Source organism: Streptomyces sp. NPDC019937 (genome assembly GCF_040631655.1).
Classification (GTDB): Bacteria; Actinomycetota; Actinomycetes; order Streptomycetales; family Streptomycetaceae; genus Streptomyces.
In genome coordinates this window covers 437,562-455,898 of record NZ_JBEYAL010000001.1, presented here as the reverse complement: position 1 = coordinate 455,898, position 18,337 = coordinate 437,562, and the positions used below count along the sequence as shown (strand labels likewise).

The following is an 18,337-nucleotide window of genomic DNA, read 5'->3' as shown; positions in this document are numbered from 1 at the left end:
CGTGTCCTCAGGCTTCTCGCGTCGCGTCGTCCGGGGCGGTGTCCTGCAGCGCCATGCTGATGAGGGTGTCGGTGTCCAACGCGTCGATCGCGTCGATCGCGTCGCGCGGCTCCGCCACGGGCGCGGCCGTGGCGGGGACGGCACCGGCGAGTTCGAGCAGGGTGTCCATCACGCCCGCGTCGTGCAGCCGGGTGAGCGGGATCGAGGCGAGCAGGCGGCGAATCGTGTCCTCGTCGGCTCCGGTGTCACCGTCGGCGGGGGCGGGCGCCAGTTCCGTGGCGAGGTGTTCGGCCAGCACCCGGGCGTTGGGATAGTCGAAGATCAGGGTGGGTGGCAGCCGCAGCCCGGCGGTGGCGTTGACGGCGTTGCGGAATTCGACCGCGCCCAGCGAGTCGAAGCCGAGGTCGCCGAAGGCCCGCTCGGGTTCGATGGCCTCCGGGCCCGCGTGCCCCAGCACGGCCGCCGCATGGGTACGGACGAGGGCCAGCAGTTCGTCGTACCGCTCGTCGGCGGGCAGTGCGGCCAGCCGCTGCCGCAGCTGGGCCGACCTCCCCTCGTCGTGCTGCGCCGCTACGGCCCGCCGCGCGGAGCCGCGTACCAGGCCGCGCAGCATCGGGGGTGCCTCGGCCGCGTTCAGCGTCCTGGTGTCCAGGCTCATGGGAACGAGGACGGGGGTGGCGAGGGCGGTGGCCGTGTCGAAGAGCTTCAGCCCTTCGGCGGGCGACAGCCCCGTCAGTCCCGCACGGCCCATCCGCTGCCGGTCCTGGTCCGCCAGCTCCCCGGCCATACCGGCATCGGTCGCCCACAGCCCCCAGGCCAGGGACTGGGCGGGCAGGCCCTGGGCGCGGCGGTGTGCGGCCAGGGCGTCCAGGAACGCGTTGGCCGCCGCGTAGTTGCCCTGCCCCGGCGAGCCGATCGCACCCGCCGCCGAGGAGAACAGCACGAACGCGGTGAGGTCCATCTCGCGCGTCAGCTCGTGCAGATGCAGCGCCGCGTCCACCTTCGGACGCAGCACCCGGTCCACCCGCTCCGGCGTCAGCGACGCGATCACCCCGTCATCCAGCACACCCGCCGCATGCACGACGCCGGTCAGCTCCCGGCCCGCCAGCAGCGCGGCCACGGACTCACGATCCGCCACATCACACGCCGCCACCTCCACCTCGGCCCCCAGCCCGGTCAACTCCGCCACCAGGTCCGCCGCGCCCGGTGCGTCCGGCCCGCGGCGGCTGGTCAGCAACAGCCGCCGCACCCCGTGTCCGGTCACCAGATGGCGTGCCACCAGCCCGCCCAGCGCCCCCGAGGCGCCCGTGACCAGCACCGAGTCGCCGAAGACGGAGGAGGGTTCGGACTCCGTCACCGAGGCGGCCCGCAGCCGTGGTGTGTAGACCTTGCCGTCCCGGACCGCCACCTGCGGCTCCCCCGCCGCCAACGCCAGGGCGATGTCCGCATCGTCGTCCGCACCGGCCACGTCGACCAGGACGACCCGCCCCGGATCCTCCGACTGGGCGCTGCGCACCAGGCCCCACACCGCCGCACCGGCCAGGTCGATGACGTCCTCACCGGCGAGCGACACCGCGCCACGGGTGACCACCGCCAGGGCGCCGGTCCCCGCCTGGAGCGCCGTCAGTACGGAACGCAGCGCGGAGCGGACGTCGTCGCCGTCGGCCCGCCACACCGTCATGTCGTCGGCCGCCCGGCCCGGTGCGGCCACCGGTGTCCACTCCACCTGGAACAGCGAGTCGACGCGGGCGAGCGACGGTGTGGCCATCGGGCGCAAGGTCAGGGAGTCCACCGAGATGACCGGCCGGCCGGTGCCGTCCACGGCGTCCAGGGTGATCTGGTCCCGGCCCGGTGACGTGATCCGTACGCGGAGCGCATCGGCGCCGGAGGCGTGCAGTTCCACGCCGGTCCAGGAGAAGGGGAGGACGACGCGGTCGTCGTCCGACAGCAGCGGGATGGCGTGCAGGGCCGCGTCCAGAAGCGCCGGGTGCAGTCCGAACCGGTCCGCCGCGCCGGGCAGTACGACCTCGGCGAACATCTCGTCGCCGCGCCGCCAGGCGGCCTTCAGCCCCTGGAAGACCGGCCCGTACGCCAGTCCGGCGTCCGCCAGCGCCTCGTACAGGCCCGCCACTTCCACGGGCTCCGCCCCGGGCGGCGGCCACTGTGTCATCTCCGTCGCACCGTCGCCGGTGGCCGGGGCCAGGGTTCCGGCGGCGTGGCGGGTCCAGGACTGGTGGACCTCGTCCTCGCCGCGCGAGTACACCTCGACCGGCCGGTGGCCGGATCCGTCATCGGGGCCGACCAGCACCTGAAGGGCCACGGCACCGCGCTCCGCGAGGACCAGCGGCGCCTCGATCGTCAGGTCCTCGATCCGGCCGCATCCCACCTCATCGCCCGCGCGGACGGCCAGCTCGACGAAGCCCGTACCGGGGAAGACCAGCCCGCCGCCGACGACATGGTCGGCCAGCCAGGGCTGCGTCCCGGCCGACAGCCGCCCGGTCAGCACGGTCTGATCGGTGCCCGCCACCCCGACCGCCGCCTCCAGCAGCGGATGGTCGGAGCCCTCCGGCCCGCGCCCGGACTCCAGCCAGTACGACTGCCGCTGGAAGGGGTAGGTCGGCAGATCGACGCGGCGTGCCCCACGGCCGCCGAGGACGGCCTCCCAGTCGACCCGGACCCCGGCGGTGAACAGCCGCCCGACCGCCGTGAACAGGCTTTCCGTCTCGGGTTGGCCGCGGCGCAGCACCGCTGCCATCGTGCCCTCGGCGATCTGCTGGACCATCGCCGTCAGCACGGCGTCCGGCCCGATCTCCAGGAACCGGTTGACCCCCTCGTCCCGCAGGACGCGCACGTCGTCGGCGAACCGCACGGTGTCCCGCACATGTCGCACCCAGTACTCCGCCGACGCCATGTCCTTCGTCAGGCGGATGGCCGGTTCGTGGTAGGTGACGCTCTCGGCAATCTCCCGGAAGTCTTCCAGCATCGGGTCCATCAGCGGTGAATGGAACGCGTGCGACACCTTCAGCCGGGTCGTCCTGCGGTCGCCGAACCGCTCGGCGAGCGCGGTCACGGCGTCCTCGGCGCCGGAGACGACCACGGACGCCGGGCCGTTGACCGCCGCGAGGCCCACCGCTTCGCCGAGGAGCGGCGTGATCTCCTCCTCGGTGGCCTGGATGGCCACCATGGCGCCGCCGGGCGGCAGCGACTGCATCAACTGTCCGCGCGCCGTGATCAGCCGCGCGGCGTCCTCCAGCCCGAACACCCCGGCTACATGGGCCGCCGCCACCTCGCCGATGGAATGCCCGGTGAGCACGTCCGGTGTGATGCCCCACGACTCCAGCAGCCGGAACAGCGCCACTTCGAGCGCGAACACGGCGGGCTGGGTGAACTCGGTGCGCCGCAGGGCGACTTCGTCGCCCCACATCACCTCGCGCAACGGCAGGTCGAGCGCGTCGCACACCTCGTCGAACGCCGCCGTGAACGCCGGGAACGTGTCATACAGCTCCCGGCCCATCCCCACCCGCTGGCTGCCCTGCCCGGTGAACAGGAACGCCAGCCTGCCTTCGGTGACCGCGCCGATGACGGTCTCCGACGATCCGATCCGCACCGCGCGGTGCTCCAGCGCGGCCCGGCCCGTCGCGGCCGAGTACGCCACGTCCAGCGCGTCCTGCCCGACGGCGGCCATCCGGTCGAGCTGGGCCTCCAGCGCCGCCCGTGTCCTGGCCGACACCACCAGCGGTACGACCGGCAACTCGCGTCGCTCGGCGGGCGCTTCCTCGACGGGCGGGGCCTCTTCGATGATGGCGTGGGCGTTGGTGCCGCTGATGCCGAAGGACGACACGCCCGCACGGCGCGGACGCTCGCCGCGCGGCCACTCCCGCGCCTCGGTGAGCAGCCGGACCTCGCCCGCCGCCCAGTCCACCTGCGGGGTCGGCTCGTCCACGTGCAGCGTCCTCGGCAACACGCCGTGCCGCATCGCCTGCACCATCTTGATGACGCCCGCCACACCGGCCGCCGCCTGGGTGTGACCGATGTTCGACTTGATCGACCCCAGCCACAGCGGCTCGTCCCGCCCCTGCCCGTACGTGGCGAGCAGCGCCTGCGCCTCGATCGGGTCGCCCAGGGTGGTGGCCGTGCCATGTGCCTCGACCGCGTCCACCTCGGCCGGTGACAGGCCCGCGTTGGCCAGGGCCTGCCGGATCACGCGCTGCTGGGAGGGGCCGTGGGGGGCCGTCAGCCCGTTGCTGGCGCCGTCCTGGTTGGTGGCCGTACCCCGGACGACCGCCAGCACCGGGTGGCCGTTGCGGCGCGCGTCCGACAGCCGCTCGACGAGCAGCATGCCCACGCCCTCACCCCAGCCGGAGCCCTCGGCCGCGGCGGCGAAGGAGCGGCACCGGCCGTCCCGCGACAGGCCCCGCTGCTCGCTGAACTCGATGAAGTTGTCCGGCGTGGCCATCACGGTGACGCCGCCCGCGAGGGCGAGCGTGCACTCGCCCGACCGCAGCGCCTGCGCGGCCAGGTGCAGGGCGACCAGGGAGGACGAGCAGGCGGTGTCGACGGTGACGGCCGGGCCCTCCAGGCCGAGGGTGTAGGCCACGCGGCCGGAGACGATGGCGCCCGTGCTGCTGTTCTGGCTGTAGTCGTGGTACATCATCCCGGCGTACACACCGGTCGCGCTGCCCTTCAGCGTCGTCGGGTCGATTCCCGCGCGCTCCAGCACCTCCCAGGACGCCTCCAGCAGCAGCCGCTGCTGGGGGTCCATGACCATTGCCTCGTTCGGCGCGATCCCGAAGAAGCCGGGGTCGAACTCGGCCGCGTCGTACAGGAACGCGCCCTTGTCGACGTAGGTGGTGCGCGGCCGGGTGCCGGTGGGGTCGTAGATCCGCTCCAGGTTCCAGCCCCGGTTGTCGGGGAAGGCCGAGATGGCGTCCGCACCGTCGTCCACCAGCCGCCACAGGTCCTCCGGCGAGGACACTCCGCCGGGGTAGCGGCAGGCCATGCCGATGATCGCGACGGGGTCGCCGTCGGCGGCGGTCGCGACCGGCTTGACGTGGCGCTCCTGCACGGTGCCCGACACCTCGTCCAGCAGATGGCGCGCGAGGACGGCGGGGGTCGGGTAGTCGAACACCAGCGTGACCGGCAGCCGGAGTCCCGTCGTCTGTCCCAGCGCGTTGCGCAGCTCCATCGCGGCCAGCGAGTCGACCCCCAGATCGCGGAACGCGCGCTCCGGGTCGACGGCCTCCGGCCCGGCGTAGCCGAGGGTCGTGGCGGCCTGGGCGCGGACCAGGGTCAGCAGCGTCTCCAGGCGCTGGTTCTCGGACAGGCCCACCAGCCGCTGGCGAAGGCCGTCCGCGTCGGCCCGGGTCCGGGCGGTGCCGCGGGTGACGGCGGGGACCAGGCCACGCAGCAGCTCGGGGACGGATCCGCTCGCGCGGACCGCCGCGAGGTCCAGCTTCACGGGGACGACGGCCGCGGGGGTGGCCGTGCGGGCGGCCGCGTCGAAGAGTGCCAGGCCCTCGCGGTGGGACAGCGGGAGGATTCCACCGCGGGTCATCCGGGACCGGTCGGTGTCGCCCAGGCTCCCGGCCATACCGGAGCTGGTCCGCCACACACCCCAGGCCAGGGACAGGGCGGGCAGGCCCTGGGCGCGGCGGTGTGCGGCCAGGGCGTCCAGGAACGCGTTGGCCGCCGCGTAGTTGCCCTGCCCCGGCGAGCCGATCACCCCGGCGGCGGAGGAGAACAGCACGAACGCGGTGAGGTCCATCTCGCGCGTCAGCTCGTGCAGATGCAGCGCTGCGTCCACCTTCGGACGCAGCACCCGGTCCACCCGCTCCGGCGTCAGCGACGCGATCACCCCGTCGTCCAGCACACCCGCCGCATGCACGACGCCGGTCAGCTCCCGGCCCGCCAGCAGCGCGGCCACGGACTCACGATCCGCCACATCACACGCCGCCACCTCCACCTCGGCCCCCAGCCCGGTCAACTCCGCCACCAGGTCGGCGGCGCCCGGCGTGTCCGCGCCCCGGCGACCGGTCAGCAGCAGCCGCCGTACGCCGTACTCGGTGACGAGGTGGCGGGCCATCAGGCCGCCCAGCACTCCGACCCCGCCCGTGATCAGCACCGATTCGCCGAACTCCGTTGCCGGAACGTCCCCTTGGCCGGGTGCGGATGTGGCCAGCCGGGCGAGGCGGGGAGCGTAGAGGGCGTTTCCGCGCACCACGATCCGGGGCTCCCCGGTCGCGCACGCCGACGCGATGGCGGCGTCGTCCGTCGCGCCGGTGGCGTTTGCGCCGGTGGCATCCGCGTCGGTGGCGTCCAGGTCGACCAGGACGAACCGGCCGGGGTCCTCGGTCTGGGCGCTGCGCACCAGGCCCCAGACCGCCGCCGCGGCCAGGTCGGGGGCGTCCTCGCCGGTCACCGGGACCGCGCCCCGGGTGACCACCACCAGACGTGAGTCGGCGGTCTGCAGCGCCTCCAGCGCCTGGTTCACCGCCGTACGCACATCGGATCCGGCGGCGACGCGCAGCACCTCCGTGCCGGTGGGCGACGGCGCCTCGGTGGCCGTGTCCCCGCCGGCCGGGAGCGGGGTCATCGCGATGTGGAAGAGCGATTCGGTACGGGGCTCGGCCCGCACGGCGGTGAGGGGCCGCAGCACCAAGGACTCGATCGTCGCGACGGGTTGCCCGGTCGCGTCGGCGATCGTCAGCGCCGCGACACCGTCCTGGAGCGGGGTGACGCGCACCCGCAGCGCGCCCGCGCCGGAGGCGTGCAGTTCCACGCCCGACCACGAGAACGGCAGCAGGGCCGCGTCCCCGGACCCCGCCGGGGAGAGGCCGATGGCGTGCAGGCCCGCGTCGAGCAGGGCCGGGTGCAGACCGTACGCGTCCGGCTCGGCGTCGTCCGGCAGGGCGATCTCGGCGAACACCTCGTCGCCCGCCCGCCACGCCGCCCGCAGTCCCCGGAAGGTCGGCCCGTACGCCAGGCCCAGGCCGATCAACTCCCCGTACAGGGTGCCGACATCGAGGTTCAGTGGCTCGGCTCCGGGCGGCGGCCAGGCCGTCAGGTCGTCGCCGCCACCGGTCGAGGCGGCCGCGGTCAGCTGACCGGTGGCATGCCGGTTCCAGGGCAGGTCGATGGCGTCCTGGTCTCGGGAGTACACCGTGACCGCGCGGCGGCCCGCCTCGTCCGCGGTGCCGACGACGACCTGCACGGCCACCCCGCCGCGCTCGGCGAGGACCAGGGGTTCGTGGAGGGTCAGTTCGTCGATCCGGCCGCAGCCGACCTCGTCGCCCGCGCGCACCGCCAGCTCCACGAATCCGGTGCCGGGGAAGAGGACCGATCCGTCGACGACGTGGTCGGCCAGCCAGGGCTGGGCCCCGATCGACAGCCGTCCGGTGAGCACCACCTCGTCCGAGTCCGCGAGGGTGACCGTCGCCCCCAGCAGCGGATGGTCCAGCGCGCCGAGTCCCATCGAGGCCGCGTCGGCGCCCGCCACCGCGTCGGTCAGCCAGTACCGGCGGTGCTGGAAGGGGTACGTCGGCAGCTCCACCTGCCGGGCGCCGGTTCCGGCGAACACCTTCTCCCAGTCGACGTCCACGCCATGGGTGTGGGCCTGGGCCAGGACGGTCAGGAAGCGGTCCAGGCCGCCGTCGTCGCGGCGCAGGGTGCCGATCGCGGTCCGTTCCATGCCGGGTGCCAGCACCGGATGCGCGCTGGCCTCGATGAACACGTCCACGCCCCGCTCGGTGAGCAGGCCGATCACCCGGTCGAACTCCACGGTCTGCCGCAGGTTCCGGTACCAGTAGCCCGCGTCCAGCCCCGTGGTGTCCATGAGGTCGCCGGTCACGGTGGAGTAGAAGGGGATCCGCGCGGCGCGGGGCCGGATCGGCGCCAGCACCTCCAACAGCTCCTGCTCGATCCGCTCGACCTGCGCCGAGTGCGAGGCGTAGTCCACCGGAATCCGCCGCGCGCGCACCTCCTCCGCCTCACACGCGGCGATCAGTTCCTCCAGGGCGGCCACCTCGCCGGAGACCACCGTAGAGGCGCCACCGTTCACCGCCGCGATGGACATCCGGTCGCCCCACCGTGCGAGCAGCCGCTCCGCCTCCTCCCGGGGCAGGGCGACGGACACCATCCCGCCCCGCCCGGACAGCGCGGGCAGCGCCTTGCTGCGCAACGCCACCACCCGGGCCCCGTCCCGCAACGACAGTGCTCCGGCCACGCTCGCCGCGGCGATCTCCCCCTGGGAGTGGCCCACCACCGCGACGGGCTCCACGCCGTAGTGCCGCCACAGCCCCGCCAGCGACACCATCACCGCCCACAGCACGGGCTGCACCACGTCGACCCGTTCCAGCATGGCCCCCTCGCCCAGCGCATCGCGGAGCGACCAGTCCACGAAGGGCGCCAGCGCCTCTTCACACGCGGCCATGTGGTCCGCGAACACCTCGGACGACGCGATCAGCTCGACCGCCATCCCGACCCACTGCGACCCCTGCCCCGGGAACACCATCACCGGGCCGGTCCCCGGGCGGGCCGGCACCACCGGAGCCTGCCCCTGCGCCACGGCGGCCAGGCCCTGCGCGATCTCCTCCCCCCGGGCACCCACCACCGCGGCCCGGTACGCGTACGGCGCCCGCCGCGTCGCCAGCGACCACCCCACGTCCACCGGGCGGGCGTCCCCCGCCGCCACGTCCCGCAGCCGGGCGGCGTATTCGCGCACCGCGGCCTCGGACTTGCCCGAGATCACCCATGGCACCGCCGGGCGCTCCGGGCCGTCCTCCGGCAGTGTGCCGGTCGGCGGGGCCTCCTCCAGGACCACGTGCGCGTTCGTCCCGCTGGCGCCGAAGGACGACACGGCGGCGCGGCGCGGGCTGTCGCCCTCCGGCCAGGCGCGGGCCTCGGTCAGCAGCCGGACGTTCCCCGCCGACCAGTCCACCTGCGGTGTCGGCTCGTCCACGTGCAGCGTCTTCGGCAGCATCCCGTGCCGCATGGCCTGCACCATCTTGATCACACCGGCCACGCCCGCGGCCGCCTGCGTGTGGCCGACGTTCGACTTGACCGATCCCAGCCACAGCGGCCGGTCCTCGGGGCGCTCCTGCCCGTAGGTGGCCAGCAGCGCCTGCGCCTCGATGGGATCGCCGAGCGTCGTGCCCGTGCCGTGGGCCTCCACCGCGTCCACATCGGCCGCCGTCAGGCCCGCGTTGGCCAGCGCCTGCTGGATGACCCGGCGCTGGGACGGGCCGTTCGGCGCGGTCAGGCCGTTGCTGGCGCCGTCCTGGTTGGTCGCCGTGCCCCGTACGACCGCCAGCACCCGGTGGCCGTTGCGGCGCGCCTCCGACAGCCGCTCCAGCACCAGCACGCCGACGCCCTCGCCCCAGCCGGTGCCGTCGGCCGCCGCGGCGAACGCCTTGCACCGGCCGTCCACCGACAGGCCGCGCTGCCGGCTGAACTCCACGAAGGTGACCGGCGTCGACATCACGGTCACCCCGCCCGCCAGCGCCAGCGGACATTCCCCGCCACGCAGCGCCTTGACCGCCATGTCGAGCGCCACCAGCGAGGACGAGCAGGCGGTGTCGACCGTCACCGCCGGGCCCTCAAGACCCAGGGTGTAGGCCACGCGGCCGGACACCAGAGCGCCCGTCACGCTGCTGGCCGGATAGTCGTGGTACACCAGCCCGGCGAACACACCGGTCGCGCTGCCCTTCAGCGAGGGCGGGTCGATCCCGGCCCGCTCCACCGCCTCCCAGGAGGTCTCCAGCAGCAGCCGCTGCTGGGGGTCCATCGCCAGCGCCTCCAGCGGGCTGATCCCGAAGAACTCCGGGTCGAAGTCGCCCGCGCCGTCGAGGAAGCTGCCCTGGTTGACGTAGCTGGTGTTCTCGCCCGACCCGTCCGGGTCGTACAGCCCGTCCAGGTTCCAGCCCCGGTCGGTGGGGAATTCGCCCACCGCGTCCCGGCCGTCGGCGACCAGCTCCCACAGCCCCTCCGGCGTGGCCGCGCCACCGGGGAAACGGCAGGCCATGCCCACGATCGCGATCGGCTCCCGCTCCCGGTCCTCCACCTCGTGCAGACGGCGCCGGGTTTGCTGCAACTCACCGGTGGCGAGCCGCAGATACTCCCGCAGCCGGTCCTCGTTGGAGTCCTTCGACATCGTCATCAACCCATCCGTGAAAGTCCACAAGCAGACGCGGTGTCCGTCAGGACAGTCCCAGTTCCTTGTTCAGCGCCTCGAACAACTCGTCGTCGGAAGCGGGCGCCAGGGCGTCGCCCGGTCCGGTGTCCGCCACCACTCCGCTCCGGGCGTCCCGCGCCCGGCGCGACACCGCCTCCAGCCGGGCCGTGACCTTGGCGTGAGCGGCGTCGTCGTCCGCCGCGAGCACGGTCAGGGCGTCCTCCAGCCGGCTCAGTTCGGCCAGCAGTGGCGCGGCGGGGTCGGCCTCGGCCGGGCGCAGCCCGTCGTGCAGGAGAGCGGCGACGGCGAGGGGGGTCGGGTAGTCGAACACCAGGGTCGGGGGCAGCGAGAGACCGGTCTCGGCGTTGAGCGCGTTCCGCAGTTCCACGGCGCCCAGCGAGGTGAGGCCCAGCTCGTTCACCGCGCGGTCCGGCGGGACCTCCTCGACCCCGTCGTGCCCCAGGATCCGCGCGACGTGGCCGCGTACCAGCTCCAGCAGCAGCTGCCGGCGTTCCGCCCCGGTCAGCCCGTCCAGCCGCCGCTCCAGCGACGCCTGGCCGGATGCCGTGTGGCGGGCCGGGGCGCGCACCAGCCCGCGGAACAGGGCGGGAAGTGTTCCGGTGTCGGCCTGGGTGCGCATCACCGTCAGGTCGAAGCGCACGGGAAGCGTCAGGGCCGGCCGCCCGGGCACGGTCGCCGCGTCCAGCAGGGCCAGTCCCTCGTCGGGGGTCAGCGGTGGCATTCCCGTACGCCGCAGCCGCCGCAACTCGGCCTCGTCCATCCGGTCGGCCATGCCGCCGACCTGGGCCCAGGGCCCCCAGCCCAGACACAGCGCGGGCAGCCCGTGGGCGGCGCGATGCCGGGCGAGCGCGTCCAGCCAGGCGTTCGCGGCGGCGTAGTTGGCCTGCCCGGCGCCACCGAGTGTGCCCGCGACGGACGAGAAGATCACGAACGCCGAGAGGTCATGGTCGCCGGTGAGTTCGTGCAGATGCCAGGCGGCGTCCACCTTCGGCCTCATCACCGCGTCCAGCCGCTCGGGCGTCAACGCCCCGATCAGTACGTCGTCCACGACCCCGGCCGAGTGCACGACGCCCGTCAAGGACCGTCCGGACAGCAGCGCGGCCACGGCGTCCCGGTCGGCGACATCGCAGGCGGCCACTTCCACCTCGGCGCCCAACGCCGTCAGCTCCGCGACGAGTTCGGCCGCGCCCGGTGCGTCCATGCCCCGGCGGCTGGTCAGCAGCAGGCGCCTGACGCCGTGCTCACCGGCCAGGTGGCGGGCCGTCAGGGCGCCGAGGCCGCTGGTGCCACCGGTGATCAGAACCGTGCCGTCCGGGTCCCACGACGGGGCCCCGTCCAGCGCCGGGACGCGCGCCAGCCTCGGCACCCGGATCCGGCCGTCGCGCACGGCGATCTCGGGCTCGTCGAGGCGCAACGCCTCCTCGGGCAGTTCGGCGTCAGCGTCCAGGTCGATCAGGGCGAACCGGCCCGGGTGCTCCCCCTCCGCCGCGCGCACCAGCCCCCATACCGCCGCATGCCCCAGGTCGGCGCCGTCGGTCGCGCCACGTGTGACGACCACGAGCCTGGAGGACGCCGCTCGCTCATCGGCCGGCCACTTCTGGACGACGGACAGGACCTCACGGGTCAGCGCGCGGAAACCCTCGGGCGTGGCATCCGCCACCGGCGGGCACGCGTAGACCACCACATCAGCGCCGGTCCCGGGGGCTGCGGGTGGCGCCGGTGGCGCGATCCACTCGACGTGGAAGAGCGATTCGCGGCCCCCGGTGTGGGCCCGCACCTCCTCCGTGGAGATCGGACGTGTCCCGGCCGAGTCCACCGACAGGGCCGGACCCCCTGCCTCGTCGACGCGCACCGAGACCCCGCGCCACGCGTGGGCGAGCGTCGGCCCGCCGTCGGTGTGCACGCCCGCGGCCTCTGCGGCGGCGTCGAGCACCTCGGCGTACGTCGCCTCATCGCGCGGCCAGGAGGTGCCGTCGGCCTCGGAGGAAAGAACACCGTTGGCGTGCTTCACCCAGGTCGTTTCGCCGTCACGCCGCGCGTGCACGCTGACGTTCCCCGTCTCACCGACCACCATGCGCAGCGTCAGGGCGTCCTCGGTGTCGGTCATGACCAGCGGTGTGTGGAGTTCAAGCTCCTCGACCCGGCTCCGGCCCGTCCGCTCGGCGGCGAACAGCGCCAGCTCCAGGAACATCTGCCCGGGCACCACCACCGCGCCGAACGCGTCGTGGGCGGCGAGCCACGGGTGGGAGTCGAGGGACAGCCGCCCGGTGAACACCGCCCCGCCGCCCTCGGGAAGCTCCACCATCGAGGTCAGCAGCGGATGGTCGACGGAGTCGGCCGAGGTCTTGGGCTGCTCGATCAGCCAGTAGCGCTTGCGCTGGAAGGCATACGTGGGCAACTCCACCCGCCGCGCCCCGCGCCCCGCGAACACCGCACCCCACTCCACCGCCACACCCGCCACAAACAGCCGCCCCACCCCGGCGAACACACCCTCCACCTCGGAGCGATCCCGGCGCAGCGTGGCCGCCATCGTGCCCTCGACGGACTGCTGCGCCATCGCCGTCAGCACACCATCCGGCCCCACCTCCAGGAACCGGGTCACGCCCTCGTCCCGTAACGCACGCACGTCATCGGCGAACCGCACCGCCTCCCGCACATGCCGCACCCAGTACCCCGCCGACCCCACATCCTTGACCAGCCGGATCCCCGGCTCCCGGTACTCCACACCCTCCGCGACCTCGCGGAACTCCTCCAGCATCGGATCCATCAACGGCGAATGAAACGCATGCGAGACCGACAGACGCCTCGTCTTACGGTCATCGAATTGGTCGGCGACCTTCGCCACAGCATCCTCGGCACCGGAAACCACCACCGACGACGGACCATTGACCGCAGCGATCCCCACCGCACCGTCCAACAGCGGCGCCACTTCCCCCTCCGTGGCCTGAATCGCCACCATCGCCCCACCGGACGGCAACGCCCCCATCAGCCGCCCCCGCGCCACCACCAGGCGCGCCGCGTCCTCCAGGCTCAGCACACCCGCCACATGCGCCGCCGCCAGCTCGCCGATCGAGTGGCCGGCGAGGAAGTCCGGCCGAAGCCCCCAGGACTCCACCAGCCGGAACAGGGCCACCTCCAGGGCGAAGATGGCGGGCTGGGTGAACTCCGTGCGGTGCAGCGCCGCCTCGTCACCACCCCACATCACCTCCTTCAACGGCAGCCCCGACGCCTCGCACACCGCGTCGAAAGCCGCCGCGAAGACCGGGAAGGTGTCATACAACTCCCGCCCCATCTCCAGGCGTTGACTACCCTGCCCGGTGAACAGGAACGCCAGCTTGCCACCCCCGCCCGCCGCCACACCGCTGATCGTCTCCGGCCCGACCAGCACCGCACGATGCTCCAGCACGGCACGCCCCGTCGCCGCCGAGAACGCCACATCCAGCTCATCGTGATCCGCGGCGAAGGCGCCGATCCGCTGAATCTGCGCCTGAAGTGCGTCTGCGGTCGCGGCCGAGACGACGATGGGCGCCACCGGCAGCGGGCGGCGCTCCTCGGGCTCGTCCTCGACCGGTGGCGCCTCCTCCACGATCACGTGGGCGTTCGTGCCGCTCATCCCGAACGAGGAGACACCGGCACGGCGCGGGCGTTCGCCGCGCGGCCACTTCCTCGGCTCGGTCAGCAGCCGGACGTTGCCCGCCGACCAGTCCACCTGCGGCGTCGGCTCATCCGCGTGCAGCGTCCTCGGCAACACGCCGTGCCGCATCGCCTGCACCACTTTGATGATCCCGGCCACGCCCGAAGCGGCCTGGGTGTGGCCCATGTTGGACTTGACCGACCCCAGCCACAGCGGCTCGTCCCGATCCTGTCCGTACGTCGCCAGCAGCGCCTGCGCCTCGATCGGATCGCCCAGCGTCGTCCCCGTACCATGCGCCTCGACAGCGTCCACCTCAGCGGCCGACAGACCCGCGTTCGCCAACGCCTGGCGGATCACGCGTCGCTGGGACGGGCCGTTCGGTGCCGACATGCCGTTGCTGGCGCCGTCCTGGTTGAGGGCGCTCCCCCGTACGACCGCCAGCACCGGGTGGCCGTGGCGCCGCGCGTCCGACAGCCATTCCAGCAGGAGGACCCCGGCGCCTTCGGAGCAGCCGACGCCGTGAGCGCCCGCGCCGAACGAATGGCAGCGGCCGTCCGTCGCCAGACCGCGTTGTTCGCTGAAGTAGATGAACATCTCAGGGGTCGACATCACCGTCACGCCCCCCGCGAGGGCGAGTGCGCACTCGCCCGAGCGCAGCGACTGCGTCGCCATGTGCAGGGCGACCAGCGACGACGAGCACGCCGTGTCCACGGTCACGGCGGGACCTTCGAGGCCGAGCGTGTAGGCCACCCGGCCGGAGACGACGCTGCCCCCGTTGCTGCCCCGCGCGTAGTCGTGGTACATGAGCCCGGCGAACACGCCCGTCGGGCTGCCCTTCAGCGACAGCGGATCGATGCCGGCCCGCTCCAGCACCTCCCACGACACCTCGAGCAGCAAGCGCTGCTGGGGGTCGGTTTCGGTCGCCTCGCGCGGGCTGATCCCGAAGAGCTGGGCGTCGAACTCGGCCGCGTCGTGGAGGAATCCGCCCTCGCGGGCGGCTGTCTTCCCGGGCTTGCCGGGCTCGGGGTCGTAGATGTCCTCCACGCCCCAGCCCCGGTCGGCCGGGAACTCCGAGATCGCGTCCACGCCCTCGTCCACCAGCCGCCACAGCCCCTCGGGCGAGTCCACCCCGCCCGGATAGCGGCACGCCATCGCCACGATGGCGATCGGCTCCCGGTCGCGGTGCTCGATCTCCGCGATGCGTTTGCGGGCAGCGCGCAGGTCCGTGGTCGCGCGCTTGAGGTAGTCAAGAAGCTTCTCCTGGTTGCCCACCACAGCCACCCCGGGTCGAAAAGCGCCCGACACTGCGACGCGCGCTTGCCGGGAACGCTACGCAGGGTGATAAGGGCCCCCAACCCCTGATCGCCCCTAACCTCGCCCGCCCCTCCGAGGCGTTCGTCGTGGGGCGGCTGAGACTGCCGCGCGGGCGGTGAGCCACCCGCGCGGGCCTCGATGCCTCCCCATCGGCCCGTCAGGTCGACTTCTGGCCGTCGAGCGTCTCGCGCAGGATGTCCGCGTGTCCGGCGTGCTGGGCGGTCTCGGCGATGATGTGCGTCAGTACCCGGCGGACGCTGTACACCGCTCCCGGTTCGTTCCACGGCGCCTCCGGCAGCGGATGGGTCGCCGACAGGTCGGATACGGAGGCGATGACGTCCGCGCTGCGGGCGGCGACCCGCTCGTAGTCCTCGACGATCCCGGCCAGTGTCTCGCCGGGCAGCATCCGGAACTCGTTCTGGTGGTCGATCATCCACTGCGGGAACGCGCGCGCGGTACCGGCCGCGATGTCGGCCCAGGTGACACCGTCGGGCAGGTCGTAGCGCATCGCCGACGGGCCCTCGGCCACGAAGCGCATCCACGTCTCCTCCATGGACGCGACGTGCTTGATCAGCCCGCCCAGGCACAGCGCGCCGGCCGTCGGCTGCCCGGCGGCCTGTTCGTCGCTGAGCCCGCGGGTGGTGTGGATGAGGGCGGATCGGGCGGTGGCGAGCGCGGCGAGCAGGTCGGTCCGCTCGGCGTCGAGGGTCGCGGGGGGTGTGGTGGTGGCGGTCACGGTGTTCGGGCCCTTCGCGTTGGTGTGGCTATGCCGTACGGGAGAACCGTCGCAGGGGAAGCGGCCAGGACGTGTCCGCTTCTGCGGGCACCATGGGGTCATGCCGAAGACTTCCGCGCGTCTGCTGTCGTTGCTCTCGCTGCTCCAGGCGCGCCGGGACTGGCCGGGGGCGCTGCTGGCGGAGCGGCTGGGGATCAGCCCGCGCACCGTGCGCCGTGATGTGGACCGGCTGCGCGAACTCGGCTATCCCGTCGTGGCGTTCAAGGGTCCCGACGGCGGGTACCGGCTGGAGGCGGGCACGGCGATGCCCCCGCTGCTGTTCGACGACGAGCAGGCCGTCGCGCTGGCCGTCGCCCTCCAGGTCGCCGCCACCTCGGGTGCCGGTGTCGAGGAGGCCGCGGTGCGCGCGCTGAACACCGTCCGGCAGGTCATGCCCGCACGGCTGCGCCACCGGATCGACGCCCTCCAGGTCACCGCCGTCGAGCGGCCCTCGGCCAGGCCGGACGCACGGGTCGGCGGTGGCGTGCTGAGCGCGCTCGGTGCCGCCGTCCACGCCCGCGAGGTGCTGCGGTTCGACTACGCCGCGGTGTCCCCTCCGGAGGTGGCCGACGGCGGCGTACCGGCTCCGCCGCGCCGGGTGCAGCCCCATCACCTCGTGACCTGGGGCGGGCGCTGGTATCTCGTCGCCTGGGACCTCGACCGCGAGGACTGGCGTACTTTCCGCGCCGACCGGATCACTCCGCGCACCCCTACCGGGCCCCGCTTCGCGCCGCGCGCACTGCCCGGAGGCGATGTGGCCGCCTTCGTGGCCGCCCGGTTCCGGGGCTCGGACGGCTCCGGCGACTGGCCCTGCCACGGCGAGGTGATCCTCGGGCTGCCCGCCGCCGAGGTGTCCCGCCACCTCCGGGACGGGGTCGTCGAGGCGCTGGGCCCGAACCGCTGCCGGCTCGTCCTGGGCTCGTGGTCATGGGTCGGCCTGGCCGCCGATCTCGGCAGGTTCGACGCCGCTGTCGAGGTCGTCGGACCGGCCGAGTTGAAGGACACCTTCGCGCGGCTGGCGCGCCGTTACGCCGACGCCTCGTCCTGACACCGTTCCGCCTCTCTTTTACGTGGACTTTGCTCTTCGGGAACCAGGTCGCCGCCGGGGGCGTTCACCTTGAACAGACCGCGAAGCAGCGCGACCGACGAGCAGAACCGGACAAGCAGCAACAGAAGCCGAGGTGGCACCGATGGCAATGTGGGACCGGCTCAAGGACCAGGCCAAGAACCTCCAGCAGTCCCAGAGCGCCCGTGGCAGGGGCGGGTTCGGGCAGGGGCAGCAGGGGCCCGGCTCGCACGGTGGCCACGGGTCCGGCTCGTCCTCCGGCGGCTCCAAGGCCCAGCTGGTCGGGCTGCTCAAGTCGCAGCTCGCGTCGGTCAAGACCGAGCTGAAGAGCGGCGCCTACCGCGATGCCACCATGGCGATGTGCGCCCTGGTGGCCGCGGCGGACGGACACATCGAGCAGGCGGAGCGGCAGCGCGTCGAGGAGCTGATCACCACCAACGACGTCCTGCAGAACTTCCCGGCGGACCAGCTCCGGCAGCGGTTCAACAAGAACCTGGACCGGCTCGTGGCCAACTTCCAGCTGGGCAAGACCGAGGCGCTGCAGGAGATCGCCAAGGCGGCGAAGAAGCCGGCCGAGGCCCGCGCGGTCATCCAGACCGGCATCGTCATCGCCGGGGCCGACGGCTACATCGAGCCGTCCGAGCAGGCGGCCATCCGTGAGGCCTGCGCCGCCCTCGGGGTCGCGCCCACGGAATTCGGCATCTGAGCTTCGCCAGGTCGTCAGGCCCCGGGCTGCCCGGGGCCTTTTGACAGGTCCCGCACGGCCCGGGAGATGTCCGCGCGGAGGTCGTCGAGGCTGTGGCCGGGGCCGAGGACCATGCGCCGCAGCTGCGGCATGGCGACACTCCATCCGGCCAGGGCGAGGGTGAAGAACACGCGGGTGCGCGCGTCATCCGTGTCGCCGCCCTGGCCGCTCCGGCCGCCGGACGCGGCGGCGTCGATCTTGTCCTGGTAGTGGCGGGTGCGGTCCTCCTCCGCCGGGACGGGCTGGTCGCCGATTTCGAGGGCTTCCCACATGACCAGGCGCAGCGCCTCGGGGTGGGCGCGGTGGTAGTCGAAGAGGCGCTCGGCGTAGGCGGGCAGGTCGTCGCTGGGCGGGACGGCCCGGGCGAGGTCGGCCAGGACGTGTTCGAGGACGGCGGCGAAGAGCTTGTTCTTGTCGCCGAAGTAGTCGTAGATCGCGCGCTTGTTGGCCTTGGCCTGGGCGGCGATACGGTCCACCCGGGCTCCCGCGACGCCGTGCGCGGCGAACTCCGAGGCCGCCGCGGCGAGGATGCGTTCCTTGGTCGCCGCTGAGTCGTATGCCATGGGCCCGATGGTAACGAACTGGTTCGTTTGACGATCCCCGGCCCGCATGCC

At 73.4% G+C, this 18,337-nt stretch carries 6 protein-coding genes; 2 read left to right on the top strand and 4 right to left on the bottom strand.

Annotated features, from left to right (window positions below; all coding sequences use genetic code 11):
* Positions 1-7 precede the first annotated feature (7 nt).
* From ABZ562_RS01785 to ABZ562_RS01775, 3 genes are all read right to left on the bottom strand, one after another.
* Positions 8-10,153, bottom strand: coding sequence for a type I polyketide synthase (locus ABZ562_RS01785; protein ID WP_361472485.1), 10,146 nt, complete (start codon positions 10,151-10,153; stop codon positions 8-10).
* Between the two features lie 40 nt (positions 10,154-10,193).
* Positions 10,194-15,095 (bottom strand): type I polyketide synthase, encoded by a 4,902-nt coding sequence (locus tag ABZ562_RS01780; RefSeq protein WP_361472482.1) that lies wholly within the window; start codon positions 15,093-15,095, stop codon positions 10,194-10,196.
* A 199-nt stretch (positions 15,096-15,294) separates the two neighbouring features.
* A complete protein-coding gene (locus ABZ562_RS01775; RefSeq protein WP_361472479.1) occupies positions 15,295-15,873 on the bottom strand; it encodes a DinB family protein in 579 nt (192 codons plus the stop codon).
* Positions 15,874-15,973: 100 nt separating this feature from the next.
* Here ABZ562_RS01775 and ABZ562_RS01770 point away from each other — a divergent pair, with 100 nt between their 5' ends.
* Both ABZ562_RS01770 and ABZ562_RS01765 read left to right on the top strand, forming a co-directional pair.
* The gene (locus tag ABZ562_RS01770) at positions 15,974-16,960 is read left to right on the top strand and encodes a WYL domain-containing protein (protein WP_361472476.1); all 987 of its coding nucleotides are present in this window, start codon (positions 15,974-15,976) and stop codon (positions 16,958-16,960) included.
* Positions 16,961-17,102: 142 nt separating this feature from the next.
* Positions 17,103-17,684 (top strand): TerB family tellurite resistance protein, encoded by a 582-nt coding sequence (locus ABZ562_RS01765; RefSeq protein ID WP_361472473.1) that lies wholly within the window; start codon positions 17,103-17,105, stop codon positions 17,682-17,684.
* Between the two features lie 14 nt (positions 17,685-17,698).
* On the opposite strand, the gene ABZ562_RS01760 is transcribed toward ABZ562_RS01765, so the two are convergent.
* Positions 17,699-18,286, bottom strand: coding sequence for a TetR family transcriptional regulator (locus ABZ562_RS01760; RefSeq protein WP_361472471.1), 588 nt, complete (start codon positions 18,284-18,286; stop codon positions 17,699-17,701).
* Between the last annotated feature and the right edge of the window lie 51 nt (positions 18,287-18,337).

Excerpts from the sequence above, each read along its gene's own strand:
- ABZ562_RS01785 (WP_361472485.1), bottom strand. The coding sequence starts at position 10,153 with ATGACGATGTCGAAGGACTCCAACGAGGACCGGCTGCGGGAGTATCTG.
- ABZ562_RS01770 (WP_361472476.1), top strand. The coding sequence starts at position 15,974 with ATGCCGAAGACTTCCGCGCGTCTGCTGTCGTTGCTCTCGCTGCTCCAG.
- ABZ562_RS01765 (WP_361472473.1), top strand. The coding sequence starts at position 17,103 with ATGGCAATGTGGGACCGGCTCAAGGACCAGGCCAAGAACCTCCAGCAG.
- ABZ562_RS01760 (WP_361472471.1), bottom strand. The coding sequence starts at position 18,286 with ATGGCATACGACTCAGCGGCGACCAAGGAACGCATCCTCGCCGCGGCG.